Source organism: Arthrobacter sulfonylureivorans, assembly GCF_047607445.1.
Lineage (GTDB): Bacteria > Actinomycetota > Actinomycetes > Actinomycetales > Micrococcaceae > Crystallibacter > Crystallibacter sulfonylureivorans_A.
Map to the genome: position 1 here is coordinate 1 of NZ_JBLKRT010000051.1, position 16,087 is coordinate 16,087.

Below are 16,087 nucleotides of genomic sequence, written 5' to 3' on the forward strand. Positions count from 1 at the left end.
GCGGGGCGTCGGACAGCGGGGCGCCGTCGTAGGGGAGCGGCGCATCGCCGTCGGGCAGCGGGGCGCCGTCGTCGGGAATCAGCGCGTCGCCGTCGCGGTGTGGGCCACCGCTCATCCTCGGGGCCTGACCCGGGTGGCTTCCAGCTTGTCCCGGACGGCGGGCAGGTGCCGCCGGCTGACCGGCAGTTCGGCGCCGCCGACCAGGATGCTGGCCCGGCCGGCGCTGATTCGCATCTGCTGGATCTGGTCCATGGCCACCAGGTAGGAACGATGGATCCGGATGTAGCCGGCGTCGGCCCACTGGCGTTCCAAGTCATTCAACGGCACCCGGATCAGGTAGCTCGCCTCGGCGGTGTGCAGCCGGGCATAGTCGCCCTGCGCCTGCACGTACTTGATTTCGTCGCGCCGGATCATCTTGGTGATGCCGCCCTGGTCCACCGTGATGACTTCCGGCTTGGCCGCACTGCCGTCTTCCATCAGTTCGCAGATCCGGCGCACCGATTCCGCCAGCCGGTCGGCGCGGACCGGCTTGAGCAGGTAGTCCACGGCGGCCAGTTCGAAGGCCTGCAGCGCCTTGTCCTCGTCGGCCGTCACGAACACGACGGCGGGCGGGCGGCTGAAGCGGGAAATGACCTTGGCGATGTCCAGCCCGGTCAACGCCGGCATGTGGATGTCCAGGAAGAGCGCGTCGACGTCGTGGCGCTCCAGGGCACGGAGGGCTTCGGCCCCGCTGGTGGCTTTGTGGATTTCCCCGATCCGGGAATCCTGCCCCAGCAAGTACGCCAGGGCCTCGACGGCGGGAGCTTCGTCATCGGCGACAACCACATTGACCATGGGCCACAGTCTATTCGCCCGCAGCGGCCAGCGTGGCTCCGGCCCCGGCCGGCCTCATTCCACGAGGTTGCCGGGCTGGAACTTCGGCACGCGCAGGGTGACCAGCGTACCCGCGCCGGGAGCGGTGTCGATGACCAGGCCGTGTTCTTCGCCATAGACCTGCCGCAGCCTCACATCCACATTCCGCAGGCCCACGTGGTCGCCTTCGGCGTGGCCGGCCAACACGGCGCGCAGCCGCTCCGGGTCCATGCCCACGCCGTCGTCCTCGATGGTCACCTCGGCATAGGCCCCCGCGTCCTGGGCGGTGATGGTGATCCGGCCCGGGCCTTCCTTGGCTTCCAGCCCGTGCCGCACAGCGTTCTCCACCAAGGGCTGCAGGGACAGGAACGGAATCACGGTGCTGAGGACTTCCGGACCGATCTGCAGGCTGACCCTGAGCCGGTCGCCGAACCTGGCTCGTTCCAGCAGCAGGTAGCGGTCAATCGACTTCAGCTCCTCGGCCAGCGTGGTGAAGTCGCCGTGTCGCCGGAAGGAGTAGCGGGTGAAATCCGCGAACTCGATCACCAGGTCCCGCGCCCGGGCAGGATCGGTGAGGATGTAGGACGCGATGGCGTTCAGCGCGTTGTAGATGAAGTGCGGGCTGATCTGCGCCCGGAGTGCCCTTACTTCGGCTTCCATCAGCAGCGTCCGCGATGTGTCCAGCTCGGCCAGCTCGATCTGGGTGGCCACCCAGGCCGCGACTTCCGTGGTGGCCCGCACCAGGGACGCCGCCACGTGCCCGGTATACGCCCCGACCGTTCCCACGACGCGCTCCTGGACCCGGATCGGGGCGAAGACCGCTTCGGGCAGCGCGTGCCGGGCACCGGTACCCGGTGGGACGCGTCCGTCCGGCAGCAACTGGTTGCCCCGGAAGACCTGGGTGCGGCCCGACTTCATGGTCTTGGCGGCCAGCCGCAGGGCCGACTCCGGAGGCTGGCCGGTCCCGTCCCAGCCCAGCACATCATCCGGACCGGTCAAGACCAGAACATCGGAGTCCAACAAGCCGCGCAGGTGCTTGCTGGCCTTGGCCGCGCCGCCCGGCGTCAGCCCGGAGCGCAGGTATTGCCCGGCGAGTCCGGCGGTGTGGAGCGTGGCATAGGTTGCCCGATCGGCCTCGGAACCCAGATCGCGGTAGGAACGGGTGAGCTTGAACCCCACCAGTGCAATCATCGCCACCGCCACCGCGGCGACGGCGGTGATGATCGCGATGTCCACGGCCGGGCTGAGCATGCTGACAAGCCTAGCTGCCGGCCGGTTCTGCGGCGTGCAGCTCGGCGCAGATGAGCGCCATTCACCGCAACTGCTGAACCGTTCAGCGATGTGCCCCGCACGGCTGCTGGCCTCCGGAACCGCCAGCTAGCAGAGTGAGCGCAGTCACACCCTGCGTGTGCCCGATGAGGAGGAAAAGATGGGTAACGACCCCAACCCGGACGCCGGCACCGCCGCTGCCGTGGACTTCCAGGCGGTCCAGAGCAGTCCTGAGTTCACCGAACTCCGCAAGCGCCACCGTTCGTTTGTGTTCCCCATGGCAGTGGCGTTCCTGCTGTGGTATTTCGCCTATGTGCTGTTGGCCGACTACGCGCACGACTTCATGTCCACGAAGCTGTGGGGCAACATCAACGTCGGCTTGGTGCTGGGCCTGCTGCAGTTCGTGAGCACGTTTGCGATCACCACCTGGTACGTCCGCTACGCGAACAAGAAGCTGGACCCGATCGCCACTGACATCCGCCACAGCCTCGAAGACGAGGGCGTCGGCCTACCGGAGGAGACCAAATGAGCCACGCCGTGAACATTCCGCTGGCGGTCACGGCGGATGACATCAAAGATTCCACCTGGATCAACATTCTGATTTTCGCGCTGTTCGTCGGCGTCACGCTGGTGGTGGTGCTGCGCGCCAGCCGGAACAACAAGACCGCGGCCGACTATTATGCCGCGGGCCGCTCCTTCAGCGGCGGGCAGAACGGTACGGCCATTGCCGGCGACTATCTTTCGGCGGCGTCGTTCCTGGGCATTTGCGGTGCGATCGCCATCAACGGCTACGACGGCTTCCTGTACTCCATCGGCTTCCTGGTGGCGTGGCTGGTGGCCCTGCTGCTGGTGGCCGAACTGCTGCGCAACACCGGCAAGTTCACCATGGCCGACGTGCTGTCCTTCCGGCTGCGGCAGCGCCCAGTGCGGATTGCCGCGGCCATCACCACGTTGGCGGTGTGCTTCTTCTACCTGCTGGCACAGATGGCCGGAGCCGGCGCACTGGTTTCGCTGCTGATCGGCATCGACTCCAGGCTGGGGCAGTCCGTGGTGATCACCGTGGTGGGCGCCCTGATGATCCTCTACGTGCTGGTAGGCGGCATGAAGGGCACCACCTGGGTGCAGATCATCAAGGCCTGCCTGCTGATCGCCGGTGCATTCATCATGACCGTTTGGGTGCTGGCGCTGCACGGCTTCAACCTGTCCGAACTGCTGGGCACCGCCGTGGAAACCGCCGGCAATCCCAATCTGCTCAACCCGGGTCTGCAGTACGGTGTCTCGGAGGCGTCCAAGCTGGACTTCATCTCGCTGGCGCTGGCCCTGGTGCTGGGCACCGCCGCCCTGCCGCACGTGCTGATGCGCTTCTACACCGTGCCCACCGCACGGGAGGCCCGCAAGTCGGTGGTGTGGGCCATCTGGCTGATCGGCGCGTTCTACCTGTTCACCCTGGTGCTGGGCTACGGCGCCGCTGCGCTGATCGGTCCCGAAGCCATCAAGAGCGCCCCCGGCGGCGTCAACTCCGCCGCACCGCTGCTGGCCTTCGCGCTGGGCGGCCCGGTGCTGCTGGGCCTGATCTCGGCGGTCGCCTTCGCCACCATCCTGGCGGTGGTGGCCGGCCTGACCATCACGGCAGCTGCCTCCTTTGCGCACGACATCTACGCGAACGTGGTGCGCAAGGGCCAGGTCGACTCGGCCGGCGAGGTCAAGGTGGCCCGCCGCACCGTGGTGGTCATCGGCGTCGTCTCCATCCTCGGCGGCATCGGTGCCCAGGGCCAGAACGTGGCCTTCCTGGTGGCGCTGGCATTCGCGGTGGCCGCCTCGGCCAACCTGCCCACCATCATCTACTCGCTGTTCTGGAAGCGCTTCACCACCCAGGGCGCGGTGTGGAGCATGTACGGCGGCCTGGCAGCGGCCATCGTGCTGATCGCGTTCTCGCCGGTGGTCTCCGGTAAGGAGACGTCGATGATCCCCAGCGCGGACTTCGCGATCTTCGGCCTGAACAACCCGGGCATCGTTTCCATCCCGCTCGCGTTCTTCCTGGGCTGGCTGGGGACCGTGCTGGACAAGAAGCGCGAGGATGCGTCCAAGCAGGCCGAGATGGAGGTCCGTTCGCTCACCGGCGTCGGTGCCGAGAAGGCGGTGGACCACTAAAACAACGACGGCGGTGCGCACCAGTCGTGGTGCAACCACGCAAAGCCACGCGGGCCCGGCCGATGACGGCCGGGCCCGCGTGGCTTTGCCCGGGGATCAGTGGGAGTGCGCCAGCCGCACCGGTTCGGAAACGATCTTGCCGTCCCGGGTGCTGAGCCCCGGCAGCAGCTCCGGCCGCCGCGTGGCCGCGGCATCGAATCCTTCGTCCGCAATCAGTTTGGCGTAGGGGAGCGTGGCGTTGGTCAAGGCATAGGTGGAAGTACGCGGCACGGCGCCGGGCATGTTGGCCACGCAGTAGAAGACCGTGTCATGGACTTTGAACGTGGGATCGGCGTGGGTAGTCGGCCGGGAGTCTTCGAAGCAGCCGCCCTGGTCAATCGAAACGTCCACCAGCACGGCCCCGGGCCGCATCTGGCTAACCATCTCGTTGGTCACCAGTTTCGGCGCTTTGGCGCCGGGAATCAGCACCGCTCCGATCACCAGGTCGGCGGCCAGGACGGCCTCCCGCAGCTCCAACGCGTTGCTGGCCAGCGTCACCACCCGGCCCTGGTACAGGTCGTCGAGCTGCTGCAGCCGGCGGACATTGGTGTCCAGCACGGTGACGTTGGCCCGCATGCCCACTGCCATGGACACCGCATTGGCTCCCGCCACGCCGGCACCGATCACCACGACGTCGGCATGCTGCGTGCCGGGGACGCCGCCCATCAGCACGCCGCGGCCGCCCAGCGGCTGCATCAGCGAATACGCCCCCACCTGGGCGGCCAGCCGTCCGGCGACCTCGGACATCGGGGCCAGCAACGGCAGCGACCGGTCCGGCAGCTGGACGGTTTCATACGCTATCGACGTGGTACCGCGGGAGCACAGCTCGTTAGTGAGTGCGGCATCCGCAGCAAGATGCAGATAGGTGAACAGGGTCAGGTCGCTGCGGAGCCGGTGGTATTCCTCCGCCACCGGCTCCTTCACCTTCAGCACCAGCTCGGCTTCCTCCCAGAGGGCATCGGCCGAATCGATGATGCTGGCACCGGCCGAGGCATAGTCCTCGTCGGAAATGGACGAGCCCCGGCCTGCTCCAGCCTCCACCAGCACCTGGTGGCCGGCGCTGCTCAGTTCATTGACACCGGGCGGCGTGATGGCCACCCGAAATTCATTGTTCTTGACCTCGCGTGGCACTCCAATGCGCATGGACGCCGTCCCTTCTGTTCGGGCCGCCGGCCGGTGCGATGGGGACCCACGGACGCCGCCGGCGGTACAGGACTTGCTCGATGGACAGAGCTTACCGCCAGCCCGCCGACCCTAGCTGGCGGGCCCGGCTCCGCGGGCCAGCAGCGGCTCGATCCGGAAGGGGATCAGTTCGTGCATGGCCAGCGAGGTGTCGGTCCGCTCGACGCCGTCGATGGCCAGGATGGTGCCGTTGATCCGGAACAGGTCCTCGGCGCCCTCCGAGACCACTCGGGCCAGGATGTCCGCCTGCCCGGTCACGCCGAAGGCTTCGAGGACTTCCGGAATGCGGGCCAATTCGTCGGTGATCTGCTGCAGTTTCGGCTGGTGTACGTGGATGTGGATAAAGGCCGCCAGCGGATAGCCCAGCGCGGCCGGGTTGATCCGCCGGTCGAAGGAAAGGAAGACCTGCTCCTGCTCCAGCCGGGACATGCGGGCCTGCACCGTGTTGCGGGCGAGGCCGAGCTTCTGCGCCAGGGCCACCACGGTCCGCCGGGGATCCTGCGCCAGGGCACCGAGCAGCCGCAGGTCGGTGCCGTCCAGATTCCGCATAATGCGCAGGCTAGCACGGCTCAACCCGGGCGGACAGGGCACAATGCTCAATCCTGGCGTTGATCATTGCGCTACTTGCCGGACGTGAGTAGTGTCACAAACACCCGCGGGCAACGGTGCCGGTGGGTCTGTCCGGCGCCGGGGGATCCACAAGATCACTCCCGGCCCAGAAGACGCAAAGGGAGTGTCGCAAGTGTCCTTACCAGGCACGGACCCGACCGGTCCGCTCAATGATGAAAGCTATATCCAGCTGCTCGCGCCGGACGGAACACGGATCACCAGCGCGGAGTTCGACCCCTGGCTGGAAGATATCGACGGCGACCGGCTCGCCGGTCTGTACCAGGACATGGTGGTGGTCCGCCGGCTGGACCAGGAAGCCACCGCCCTGCAACGGCAGGGCGAGCTGGCCTTGTGGCCGCCGCTGCTGGGACAGGAAGCGGCCCAAATCGGTTCCGGAAGGGCCTTGCGCAAGGACGACTTCGTCTTTTCCAGCTACCGGGAGAACGGCGTGGCCTACTGCCGCGGTGTCGACCTGACGGACATGATCCGGGTGTGGCGCGGCAACAGGCCTTCCGGCTGGGACCCGTATGAGATCAACATGGCCACCCCGCAGGTGATCATCGGGGCGCAGACCCTGCACGCCACCGGTTATGCCATGGCAGCCAAATTCGACGGCGACGACGCCGTGGCGGTCACCTACTTCGGCGACGGCGCCACCAGCCAGGGCGATGTGAACGAGGCCATGGTCTTCGCGGCGAGCTTCCAGGCCCCGGTCCTCTTCTTCTGCCAGAACAACCAGTGGGCGATCTCCGAACCGGTCGGCCTGCAGGCCCAGGGCAAACTCTCCGACCGTGCACCGGGATTCGGCATTCCAAGTTACCGGGTGGACGGCAATGACGTGCTGGCCTGCCTGGCCGTGACCCGCAAGGCCCTCGACCATGCCCGCATCGGCGGCGGCCCGTCCTTCATCGAAGCGGTCACCTACCGGATGGGACCGCATACGACGGCCGACGATCCCACCCGCTACCGCGACGCCAACGAACTGGAGGACTGGAAGCGTCGCGATCCGATCGACCGGCTGGCGGCCCTGCTGAGCGCCGAGGGGCTGCTCGACGAAGCCCTGCGGCAACGGGTCCAGCAGGCCGCGGACGACGCCGCCGCCGAAATGCGCGCCGGCTGCATCAACATGGCCGAACCGGGCGATCTCGAGCTCTTCGAGAACGTCTACACGGCCCCGCACCCGGTGCTGGCACGCCAGCGACAGCACTACGAGCGCTATCTTGAGTCATTCGAAGCTGCGGAAGGGGGCCACTGATGACCACCATGACGTTCGGCCGGGCCATCAATACCGGGTTGCGCAAGGCCATGGAGAACGACCCCAAGGTGGTGATTATTGGCGAGGATATCGGCGCCCTGGGCGGGGTCTTCCGTATTACGGACGAATTGCAGAAGGACTTCGGGGCGCACCGGGTGATCGATGCTCCACTGGCCGAATCAGCCATCCTGGGCACCGCCGTCGGGATGGCCTACCGCGGCTACCGGCCGGTCTGCGAAATCCAGTTCGACGGGTTCATTTACCCCGCGTTCGACCAGATCGTCAGCCAAGTGGCCAAACTGCATTACCGCACCCGCGGCCGGGTCAAGATGCCGCTGACCATCAGGGTGCCCTTCGGCGGCGGAATCGGCGCGGCCGAGCACCACTCGGAATCTCCGGAAGCGTATTTCACCCACACCTCGGGACTGCGCGTGGTGGCAGTATCGAATCCGCAGGACGCCTGCACCGTGATCCAGCAGGCCATAGCCAGCGACGATCCGGTGCTCTACTTCGAGCCGAAGCGGCGTTACCACACCAAGGGCGACGTGGACGAGAACGCACTGGAGGACGCGCTGCCGATGGACCGCGCACGGGTAGAAGTGCCCGGGAGCGACGTGACACTGGTGACCTACGGCGCGCTGGTGCAGACCGCCCGCGAGGCGGCGCGGGCAGCCGAAGACGACGGCGTGTCGGTGGAAGTCATAGACCTGCGCTCGCTGTCGCCGCTGGACTATTCCACCGTGGAGGCGTCCGTGCGGAAGACCGGCCGGCTGGTGGTGACCCACGAGGCGGCCCGGACCGGGGGGCTTGGCGCCGAGATCGCCGCCAGCCTGACCGAGCGCTGCTTCTACTATCTGGAGCATGCCCCGGTGCGGATTACCGGGATGGACATCCCGTATCCGCCGGCCAAGATGGAGCGGCACCACCTGCCGGACCTGGACCGCATCCTTGACGGTGTGGACCGCGTGCTCGGCCGGCCCAACTCATTGACCGGACTGGAGGACTGAACCCGTGGGGATCAAAGTATTCAAACTCCCGGATCTGGGCGAAGGGCTCACTGAGTCGGAGATCGTCAGCTGGCATGTGGCCGAAGGCGACGCGGTGCAGCTGAACCAGATTCTGGGCGAAGTCGAAACGGCCAAGGCTGTGGTGGAGCTGCCCTCGCCGTTCACCGGTGTGGTGCGTACCCTGCATGAAGGTCCCGGGACCACGGTCAGCGTGGGTGAACCGATCGTTTCCATTGAAGTGGAAGACCAGGGGCAGCCGGACGACGGCGGGAATGCGTCGGGGGAGCAGCTGCAGCAGCGGCAGCCGAACTTGGTGGGCTATGGTGCCGCCGCGGAGCGGAACGGCCGGCCGGCCCGGCGCCCGCGACGCATAATCGGGGCAGCGGGCTCCACCTCCGTGCCGGCTGCCCAGATGGCGGCAACGGGCGCCGCGGCCCTGCCGGTTGCCCAGGGCACGGAGCGTGGACCGACCGCCGCGGTCACCGATCGTGAACCCGCCGGCCCGGTCAGGGAGCCCGCGCCGGCCGTACCGGCTGCGGAGCGGCCGCGCTCCACCCCGCCGATCCGGAAGCTGGCCAAGGATCTCGGCGTCGACCTGGCGCAGGTCAGGGGAACCGGGGAGCGGGGACTGATTACCCGCGGGGATGTGCAGGATTTCCACGACGCCAGTGCGGCTGCCCCGGCCGGGTCCTCGGCAGCTGCGCCTGCCGGCGGCTGGCTGGGCGGCGCGGCCGGACCGGAGACCCGCATTCCGATCAAGGGGGTGCGCAAGCTGACCGCCGAGGCCATGGTGGCCAGTGCGTTCACCGCTCCCCATGCGTCGTCGTTCCTGACCGTCGATGCCACGGCCAGCATGGAGCTGATCCAGCGGCTCAAGGCGCACAAGGCGTTCGCCGGGCTGAAGCTGACCCCGCTGACCATCACGGCCAAGGCGTTGTGCCTGGCATTGGCGCGCCATCCCGAGCTGAACGCCCGCTGGGACCAGGGCGCCGGTGAGATCGTGCAGCAGAACTACGTGAACCTGGGCATAGCGGCTGCCACCCCGCGCGGACTGACAGTGCCGAACATCAAGGACGCACACCGGATGGATCTGCGCGGGCTGGCCGAGGCCTTGGGGGAGTTGGCCGAAACCGCCAGGGCCGGCAAGACCGCTCCATCCGAGCTGCGCGGCGGGACCATCTCCATCACCAACATCGGCGTCTTTGGCATCGATGCCGGTACTCCCATCCTCAACCCGGGGGAGTCGGCCATTCTTGCCGTCGGGGCGGTGCGCCGGCAACCGTGGGAGTACCGCGGCGACGTGGCGCTGCGGGACGTGGTGACGCTGAGCCTGTCCTTCGACCACCGTGTAGTGGACGGCGAGCAGGCAGGGCGTTTCCTGGCCGACATCGGCAGCATCCTCTCCGATCCGGGGATGGCGCTGACCATGGTGTGACGTGGCCCGCGCTGACGGCTTGAGCCCTGGTGCAAGCCGTCAGCAGCCGAGAGCCCGTGCAGCAGAACGCTGCACGGGCTCTCGGACGACTGGCGGACGCCGGGCTCAGGCCAGTTCGAGGATCTCCTCGGTCACCACGGCGCCGCGGGCGTTGGCGAACCCTTGGGCTTCACCGACGGTGCGGAAGCCCAGCTTATGCAGGACCTTGACCGAACCCAGGTTGTCCTTGACCACGCGGGCGCGGATGGGGCGGGCGGTGAATTCCGTCAGGAACGCCTCGACGGCGGCGGTAGTGACGCCTTTGCCCCACTGCGACTTGGCCGTCCAATAGCTGAGTTCCGGGTACCCCTCGTTCGGGTAGGCCAGCACGCTGCCCACCACTTCACCGTCGACGGTGACGGTGCGAACGGTGATGGTCTCGTCATCGAGCAGGCTTTGCCAGTGCAGGTTGAAGACGCCGCGGTCAGAGGGGTTTTTGGCCGCGAAGGCGGCCATATGGTTGGCGTCGGGATCCTGCTGGTACTCGAAAAACTCGTCGAGGTCGGCAGGCTCTACAGGACGAAGCTCAATCACAGTAGACCTTTCGGCTAGTTGGTATCTGATACACATTACTCGGCTTTCAAGGCCGCCCATGCCATTTGTTCCAGCAGATTGCGCCGCCAGGCTTCGCGCGGCGGCCGGCTCCGGTGGGTCGAATGCGGGGTGGAGTTGATCAGCCCGAAAGCGGCGTGGGCGCGCACCCGCAGCTGGGCCGCGTCGGCCTCCGGCAGCAGCCGGGCCAACACGGAGACCCACACCTCCACGTAGGTGCGCTGCAGCGTCCGGACGAGGGTCGAATCGTCGGCGGGCAGGCTGTCCAGGTCCCTGTCATGGACGCGGATGACATCGGGATGTTTCAGGGCGAAGTCCACATGGAAGGCGACCAGCCCGCGGAGCGCTTCCTCGGCGTCGTTCCGGCTGGCGGCTACCTCCTGGCCGCCGTCCAACAAGTCCTGGCTGACGCCCGTGAGCAGCGCGGCCAGGACCGCATGCTTGCTGTTGAAATGCCGGTACACGGCAGGGCCGCTGACGCCCACCGCCGACCCCAAATCCTCGATGGAGACGCCGTTGAACCCGCGCTCGGCAAAGAGGCGGGCGGCCGCATCCAGCAGCGCGGCGCGGCGGGTGGCCTTGGCCCGGCTGCGCCCGGTCTGCCGGATCTCGGCGTCGGCATGCGGTGCTGTCGGCATGGATCGGCTCCCTCGCGCGAATGCTGGATGACTGCTGGACAAGGATGAATGCTGGACAAGACAGAATGCGGCAACTAGCCTGATTTCAGTTAGTACAGACTAACCAAAATGCATCTTGCAGGCCAGTTGTTTCTGCCGCGATCGGCGGCGGGCTGCGGGACGCGCAACGGCTTCGGCCAGGAAGGTGTCGATGGAGACACTGGCTTCCCGGGTGGACACTACCAGTGAAAGCTTCCGGACCAATGAAGCGGCGCAGCGCAAGCTGGCGGCGGAACTGCACGACCGCCTGGCCTCGGTGGCCTTGGGCGGGCCGGAGAGTGCGCGCGCGCGTCACCTGGACCGCGGCAAGCTGCTGCCGCGGGACCGGGTGGACACGCTGCTCGACGACGGCAGCCCGTTCCTGGAGATCGCCCCGCTGGCCGCGGAAGATATGTACGACGGCGATTCGCCCGGCGCCGGGATGATCGCCGGCATCGGCCTGATCCATGACCGCCACGTGCTGGTGGTCTGCAACGATGCGACCGTCAAGGGCGGCACCTACTATCCGATGACGGTCAAGAAGCATCTGCGCGCCCAGGAAGTGGCGCTGGAGAACAACCTGCCCTGCATCTACTTGGTGGACTCCGGCGGCGCGTTCCTGCCCAAGCAGGACGAGGTGTTTCCGGACCGCGAGCACTTCGGGCGCATCTTCTACAACCAGGCGCGGATGTCGGCCGCCAAGATCCCGCAGATCGCCGCGGTGCTGGGGTCCTGCACCGCCGGCGGCGCCTACGTGCCGGCGATGAGCGATGAGACAGTGATTGTCCGCAACCAGGGCACCATCTTTCTGGGCGGCCCGCCGCTGGTGAAGGCCGCCATCGGCGAGGTGGTCACCGCCGAGGAGCTGGGCGGCGGGCAGCTGCATGCGCAGACGTCGGGGGTGACCGACCACCTGGCGGAGAACGACCTGCACGCGCTCCAGATCGTCCGCGACATCGTCTCCACTCTTCCGTCCCGGCCACCGGCGTGGGAGACGGCAGCTGTCGAAGAGCCGGCCGCCGAACCGCAGGAAATCTACGGCGCAGTTCCGGTGGACGTCAACGCAGCCTATGACGTGCGCGAGGTCATTGCCCGGCTGGTAGACGGCAGCCGGTTCCATGAGTTCAAACGGGAGTACGGCACCACCCTGGTCACCGGCTTCGCCCGCCTGCACGGGCATCAGGTGGGGATCGTGGCGAACAACGGCGTGCTGTTTTCCGAGTCCGCGCTCAAAGGCGCGCACTTCATTGAACTGTGCGACCAGCGCGGCATCCCGCTGGTGTTCCTGCAGAACCTCTCCGGCTTCATGGTGGGCCGCGATTACGAGGCCGGCGGCATCGCCAAGCACGGCGCCAAAATGGTCACCGCGGTGGCCACGGCACGGGTGCCGAAGCTGACCGTGGTGATCGGCGGGTCGTTCGGTGCCGGCAACTATTCCATGTGCGGACGTGCCTACTCGCCGCGTTTCCTGTGGATGTGGCCGGCAGCGCGGATCTCCGTGATGGGCGGCAACCAGGCCTCCTCGGTGCTGGCCACCGTCAAGCGCGACCAGATGGAGGCCCGCGGGGAGCAGTGGAGCAGCGAGGCCGAGGACGAGTTCAAGGCCCCCATCCGGGAGCAGTACGAGGCCCAGGGAAACCCGTACTATTCCACCGCCCGGCTCTGGGACGACGGCATCATCGACCCGGCGCAGACCCGCACGGTACTTGGCCTCGCCCTCGATGTCTGCGCCAACAGCCCGCTGCCGGAATCCGCTTTCGGCCTGTTCAGGATGTGAGAGACGTGTTCGAGACCGTCTTGGTTGCCAACCGCGGCGAGATTGCCTGCCGCGTCATCCGTACCCTGCGCAGCATGGGCATCCGCTCGGCGGCCGTCTATTCAGACGCCGACGCCGGTGCCCGCCACGTGCGCGAGGCGGACATCGCGGTGCGGATCGGTCCTGCGCCCGCTGCCGAGAGCTATCTGCGCATCGACGCAGTGATTGAGGCGTGCAAGGCCACCGGGGCCGAGGCGGTCCACCCCGGCTACGGATTCCTCAGCGAGAACGTGAACTTTGCCCAGGCGTTGGAGGCGGCGGGCATTGTCTTCATCGGCCCCAATGTGGGGGCCATCGGGATCATGGGGGACAAGATCCGCTCCAAGAACCATGTGGCGTCACACGGGGTTCCGGTGGTCCCCGGGATCGACGAACCGGGGCTCGACGACGCGCGGCTGGTCCTGGCCGCCGAAAAAGTCGGCTATCCGCTGCTGATCAAGCCGTCCGCCGGCGGCGGCGGCAAGGGCATGCTCGCGGTGCAGCGGCCGGAAGAGCTGTCCGCCGCGCTCGCCGCCGCCCGGCGCGTGGCTGCCTCCGCCTTCGGGGACGACACGTTGTTCCTGGAGCGGCTGATCACCCGGCCCCGGCACATCGAAGTGCAGGTGCTCTGCGACCAGTACGGCAGCGCCATCCACCTGGGCGAACGCGAGTGCTCGCTGCAGCGCCGGCACCAGAAAGTCATCGAGGAGGCGCCGTCGTCGTTGTTGGACGAAGCCACCCGCGCCAGGATCGGCGAAGCGGCCTGCGAGGCCGCACGTTCGGTGGACTACACCGGGGCAGGGACCGTTGAGTTCCTGGTCTCCGACGACACCCCGGATGAGTTCTTCTTCATGGAGATGAACACCCGGCTTCAGGTGGAACATCCGGTCACCGAACTGGTGACCGGACTGGACCTGGTCGAATGGCAGGTGCGGATCGCGGCCGGCGAGGCGCTTGCCATGGCACAGTCCGACGTCGTGCTCACCGGACATGCAGTGGAAGCGCGCGTCTATGCCGAAGACCCGGCGCAGCAGTTCCTGCCGTCGGCCGGTACGGTGCTGGAACTTGCCGAGGCGGCGGGCGAGGGGATCCGTGTGGACAGTTCGCTGCTGCCCGGCCTGGTCATCCCGTCCGATTACGACCCGCTGCTGTCCAAGGTGATCGCGTGGGGTACCGACCGGCCGCAGGCGCTCACGCGGCTGGACGGCGCGCTGGCCGATACCACCGTGCTGGGGATCCACACCAATGTTGAGCACCTTCGCAGCCTGCTGGCCGACGACGATGTGCGGGCCGGTCGGCTGGACACCACGTTGATCGACCGGAAGATCGTGCAGCAACAGTTCCGGCGCCCACAGGACGCGGAGCTGGCCGTCGCGGCGGTGGACTGGCTGCTCCGGGAACAGGAGACACGGGGCCGGAGCGGGGCGGTTCCACGCGCCGGGTCAGCGTGGCGGAGCGACGGATGGCGGATGAGCGCGCCGCGCCCGCACACGGTCAGCTTCGACCTGGGCGGCGGCGAGCACCGCGAGGTGTCCGTGGCCTGGGCTGGGGAAGCGGCGTCAGGTTCACGCGGCGGTGCCGTGGTCAGCACAGCCGGCGGCAGCTACGCCGTCGTGCCGGACCGGGACGGGCGGGCGGTGGAAGTCGACGGGGTCCGCCGGCCGCTGCGCCACGCCTTCGGTGAGGACGGCTCGATCTGGCTGGGCGACGCCGGCTGGTCGGCCCGGTTGGTGGTCCGCAGCCGGGAGGACCGGCTGGCGGACCTGTTGGCGGATGTCCAGCAGGCCGAAGGCCAGGCCTCTCCCGAGGTGCGCTCGCCGATGCCGGGCACGGTCACGTCCGTGGCCGTGGCTACCGGGGAGCAGGTGTCGGCCGGCCAGCCGCTGCTCACGGTGGAAGCGATGAAGATGGAACACCAGCTGAGCGCCGGGATTGCCGGCGAAGTCAGCATCAACCTGAAACCTGGCGATCTGGTCAAAGCCGACCAGATTGTCGCCGTCGTGCGGGCAGCAGATCCTGCCCAAGGACATGAACAGAAAGGGGCATGACCATGCCTGACTTTTCACTGAGCGAGGACCATCAGGACCTGGTGGACACGGTCCGGGACTTTGCCCGCGAGGTGGTGGCCCCGGCCTCCGCCAAGCACGACGAGGAGCACAGTTTCCCGTACAAAGTGGTGGAACAGATGGGCGAGATGGGTCTGTTCGGCCTCCCGTTCCCGGAGGAGTACGGCGGCATGGGCGGCGACTATTTCGCGCTCGCCCTGGCCCTGGAACAGTTGGGCGCGGTCGACCAGTCGGTGGCGATCACGCTGGAAGCAGGCGTCTCGCTCGGCGCGATGCCCATCTACCGCTTCGGCAGCGAGGAACAAAAGCAGCAGTGGCTGCCCATGCTGGCCAGCGGCGAAGCGCTCGCCGGTTTCGGCCTGACCGAACCGGAAGCAGGCTCGGACGCCGGCGGCACGAAAACACGGGCCGAACTGGTCGACGGGCAATGGGTGGTCAACGGGCACAAGGAGTTCATCACCAACTCCGGTACCGAGATCTCCAAACTTGTCACCGTCACCGCCGTCACTGGCACCTCGGAGCGCGCAGACGGCTCGATTAAGAAGGAAATATCCACCATCTTGGTCCCCACCGACACACCGGGCTTCACCGCCGAAAAGGCCTACAACAAGGTGGGCTGGAACGCCTCCGACACGCACCCGCTCACGCTGGACAACGTCCGTGTCCCGGAAGAGAACCTGCTGGGAGCGCGGGGCCGCGGCTATGCCAACTTCCTGCAAATCCTGGACGAGGGCCGGATCGCCATCGCCGCGCTGGCCACCGGCGCCGCGCAGGGCTGCGTGGACGAGGCGGTGCGCTACGCCAAGGAGCGTCAGGCCTTCGGCACGAACATCGGCGCCTTCCAAGCCATCCAGTTCAAAATCGCCCGGATGCAGGCCCGAGCGCACACCGCGCGGCTGGCCTACTACGACGCGGCCGCCCGGATGCTGGCGGGCCAGCACTTCAAAACGCAGTCCGCGATTGCCAAGATGGTGGCAGGCGAGGCCGCCATGGACAACGCCCGCGACGCCACCCAGATTTTCGGCGGCTTCGGTTTCATCAACGAGTTCCGGGTGGCGCGCCACTACCGCGACTCGAAAATCCTGGAGGTCGGGGAAGGGACCACCGAAGTGCAGTTGATGCTCATCGCCCGCGAGCTGGGCCTGTAACAAAGGCCCCCGGTGATCGACCAAGGGCCGCC

General features: G+C 67.5%; 14 protein-coding genes. 8 read left to right on the forward strand and 6 right to left on the reverse strand.

What is annotated here, in order from left to right; translation table 11 throughout:
- Positions 1-111: 111 nt before the first annotated feature.
- Entirely contained in the window at positions 112-834 is a 723-nt protein-coding gene (locus tag ACMX2H_RS17635) for a LytR/AlgR family response regulator transcription factor (protein ID WP_136784159.1), read from the reverse strand.
- Positions 835-888: 54 nt separating this feature from the next.
- A complete protein-coding gene (locus ACMX2H_RS17640) occupies positions 889-2,103 on the reverse strand; it encodes a sensor histidine kinase (protein ID WP_414962401.1) in 1,215 nt (404 codons plus the stop codon).
- Positions 2,104-2,281: 178 nt separating this feature from the next.
- Here ACMX2H_RS17640 and ACMX2H_RS17645 point away from each other — a divergent pair, with 178 nt between their 5' ends.
- On the forward strand, positions 2,282-2,650 hold the full coding sequence (locus ACMX2H_RS17645) for a DUF485 domain-containing protein (protein WP_136784157.1): 369 nt from the start codon (positions 2,282-2,284) through the stop codon (positions 2,648-2,650).
- Complete coding sequence (locus ACMX2H_RS17650) at positions 2,647-4,272, forward strand: solute symporter family protein (RefSeq protein ID WP_414962403.1); 1,626 nt, start codon at positions 2,647-2,649, stop codon at positions 4,270-4,272. Before ACMX2H_RS17645 ends, ACMX2H_RS17650 begins: the two co-directional genes overlap by 4 nt.
- A gap of 96 nt (positions 4,273-4,368) precedes the next feature.
- Here the strand turns inward: ACMX2H_RS17650 and ald are convergent, their stop codons facing one another.
- Positions 4,369-5,454, reverse strand: a complete 1,086-nt coding sequence (gene ald, locus ACMX2H_RS17655; RefSeq protein ID WP_414962405.1) for an alanine dehydrogenase — start codon at positions 5,452-5,454, stop codon at positions 4,369-4,371.
- Between the two features lie 111 nt (positions 5,455-5,565).
- Positions 5,566-6,042 carry an Lrp/AsnC family transcriptional regulator gene (locus tag ACMX2H_RS17660; RefSeq protein ID WP_414962407.1) on the reverse strand — a complete coding sequence of 159 codons (477 nt, stop codon included), beginning with the start codon at positions 6,040-6,042 and terminating at the stop codon, positions 5,566-5,568.
- 193 nt (positions 6,043-6,235) lie between these two features.
- Here ACMX2H_RS17660 and pdhA point away from each other — a divergent pair, with 193 nt between their 5' ends.
- Genes pdhA through ACMX2H_RS17675 form a run of 3 tightly spaced genes read left to right on the forward strand, consistent with a single transcriptional unit; the run spans position 6,236 to position 9,799 of the window.
- Complete coding sequence (pdhA, locus tag ACMX2H_RS17665; protein WP_414962409.1) at positions 6,236-7,357, forward strand: pyruvate dehydrogenase (acetyl-transferring) E1 component subunit alpha; 1,122 nt, start codon at positions 6,236-6,238, stop codon at positions 7,355-7,357.
- Positions 7,357-8,364: an alpha-ketoacid dehydrogenase subunit beta gene (locus ACMX2H_RS17670; RefSeq protein WP_414962412.1), complete on the forward strand. Its 1,008-nt coding sequence runs from the start codon at positions 7,357-7,359 to the stop codon at positions 8,362-8,364. The genes pdhA and ACMX2H_RS17670 overlap by 1 nt, the downstream gene beginning before the upstream one ends.
- 4 nt (positions 8,365-8,368) lie before the next feature.
- Positions 8,369-9,799 carry a dihydrolipoamide acetyltransferase family protein gene (locus ACMX2H_RS17675; RefSeq protein ID WP_414962414.1) on the forward strand — a complete coding sequence of 477 codons (1,431 nt, stop codon included), beginning with the start codon at positions 8,369-8,371 and terminating at the stop codon, positions 9,797-9,799.
- A 105-nt stretch (positions 9,800-9,904) separates the two neighbouring features.
- Here ACMX2H_RS17675 and ACMX2H_RS17680 read toward each other — a convergent pair whose 3' ends face one another.
- Both ACMX2H_RS17680 and ACMX2H_RS17685 read right to left on the reverse strand, forming a co-directional pair.
- The gene (locus tag ACMX2H_RS17680; RefSeq protein ID WP_414962416.1) at positions 9,905-10,372 is read right to left on the reverse strand and encodes a GNAT family N-acetyltransferase; all 468 of its coding nucleotides are present in this window, start codon (positions 10,370-10,372) and stop codon (positions 9,905-9,907) included.
- A 35-nt stretch (positions 10,373-10,407) separates the two neighbouring features.
- Positions 10,408-11,028: an SACE_7040 family transcriptional regulator gene (locus ACMX2H_RS17685; protein ID WP_414962418.1), complete on the reverse strand. Its 621-nt coding sequence runs from the start codon at positions 11,026-11,028 to the stop codon at positions 10,408-10,410.
- Between the two features lie 190 nt (positions 11,029-11,218).
- Here ACMX2H_RS17685 and ACMX2H_RS17690 point away from each other — a divergent pair, with 190 nt between their 5' ends.
- Genes ACMX2H_RS17690 through ACMX2H_RS17700 form a run of 3 tightly spaced genes read left to right on the forward strand, consistent with a single transcriptional unit; the run spans position 11,219 to position 16,055 of the window.
- Positions 11,219-12,823 carry a carboxyl transferase domain-containing protein gene (locus ACMX2H_RS17690; protein ID WP_414962419.1) on the forward strand — a complete coding sequence of 535 codons (1,605 nt, stop codon included), beginning with the start codon at positions 11,219-11,221 and terminating at the stop codon, positions 12,821-12,823.
- A complete protein-coding gene (locus ACMX2H_RS17695) occupies positions 12,820-14,889 on the forward strand; it encodes an ATP-binding protein (protein ID WP_414962421.1) in 2,070 nt (689 codons plus the stop codon). The genes ACMX2H_RS17690 and ACMX2H_RS17695 overlap by 4 nt, the downstream gene beginning before the upstream one ends.
- Positions 14,890-14,891: 2 nt before the next feature.
- Positions 14,892-16,055 carry an acyl-CoA dehydrogenase family protein gene (locus tag ACMX2H_RS17700; RefSeq protein ID WP_414962423.1) on the forward strand — a complete coding sequence of 388 codons (1,164 nt, stop codon included), beginning with the start codon at positions 14,892-14,894 and terminating at the stop codon, positions 16,053-16,055.
- The last annotated feature ends 32 nt before the right edge of the window (positions 16,056-16,087 follow it).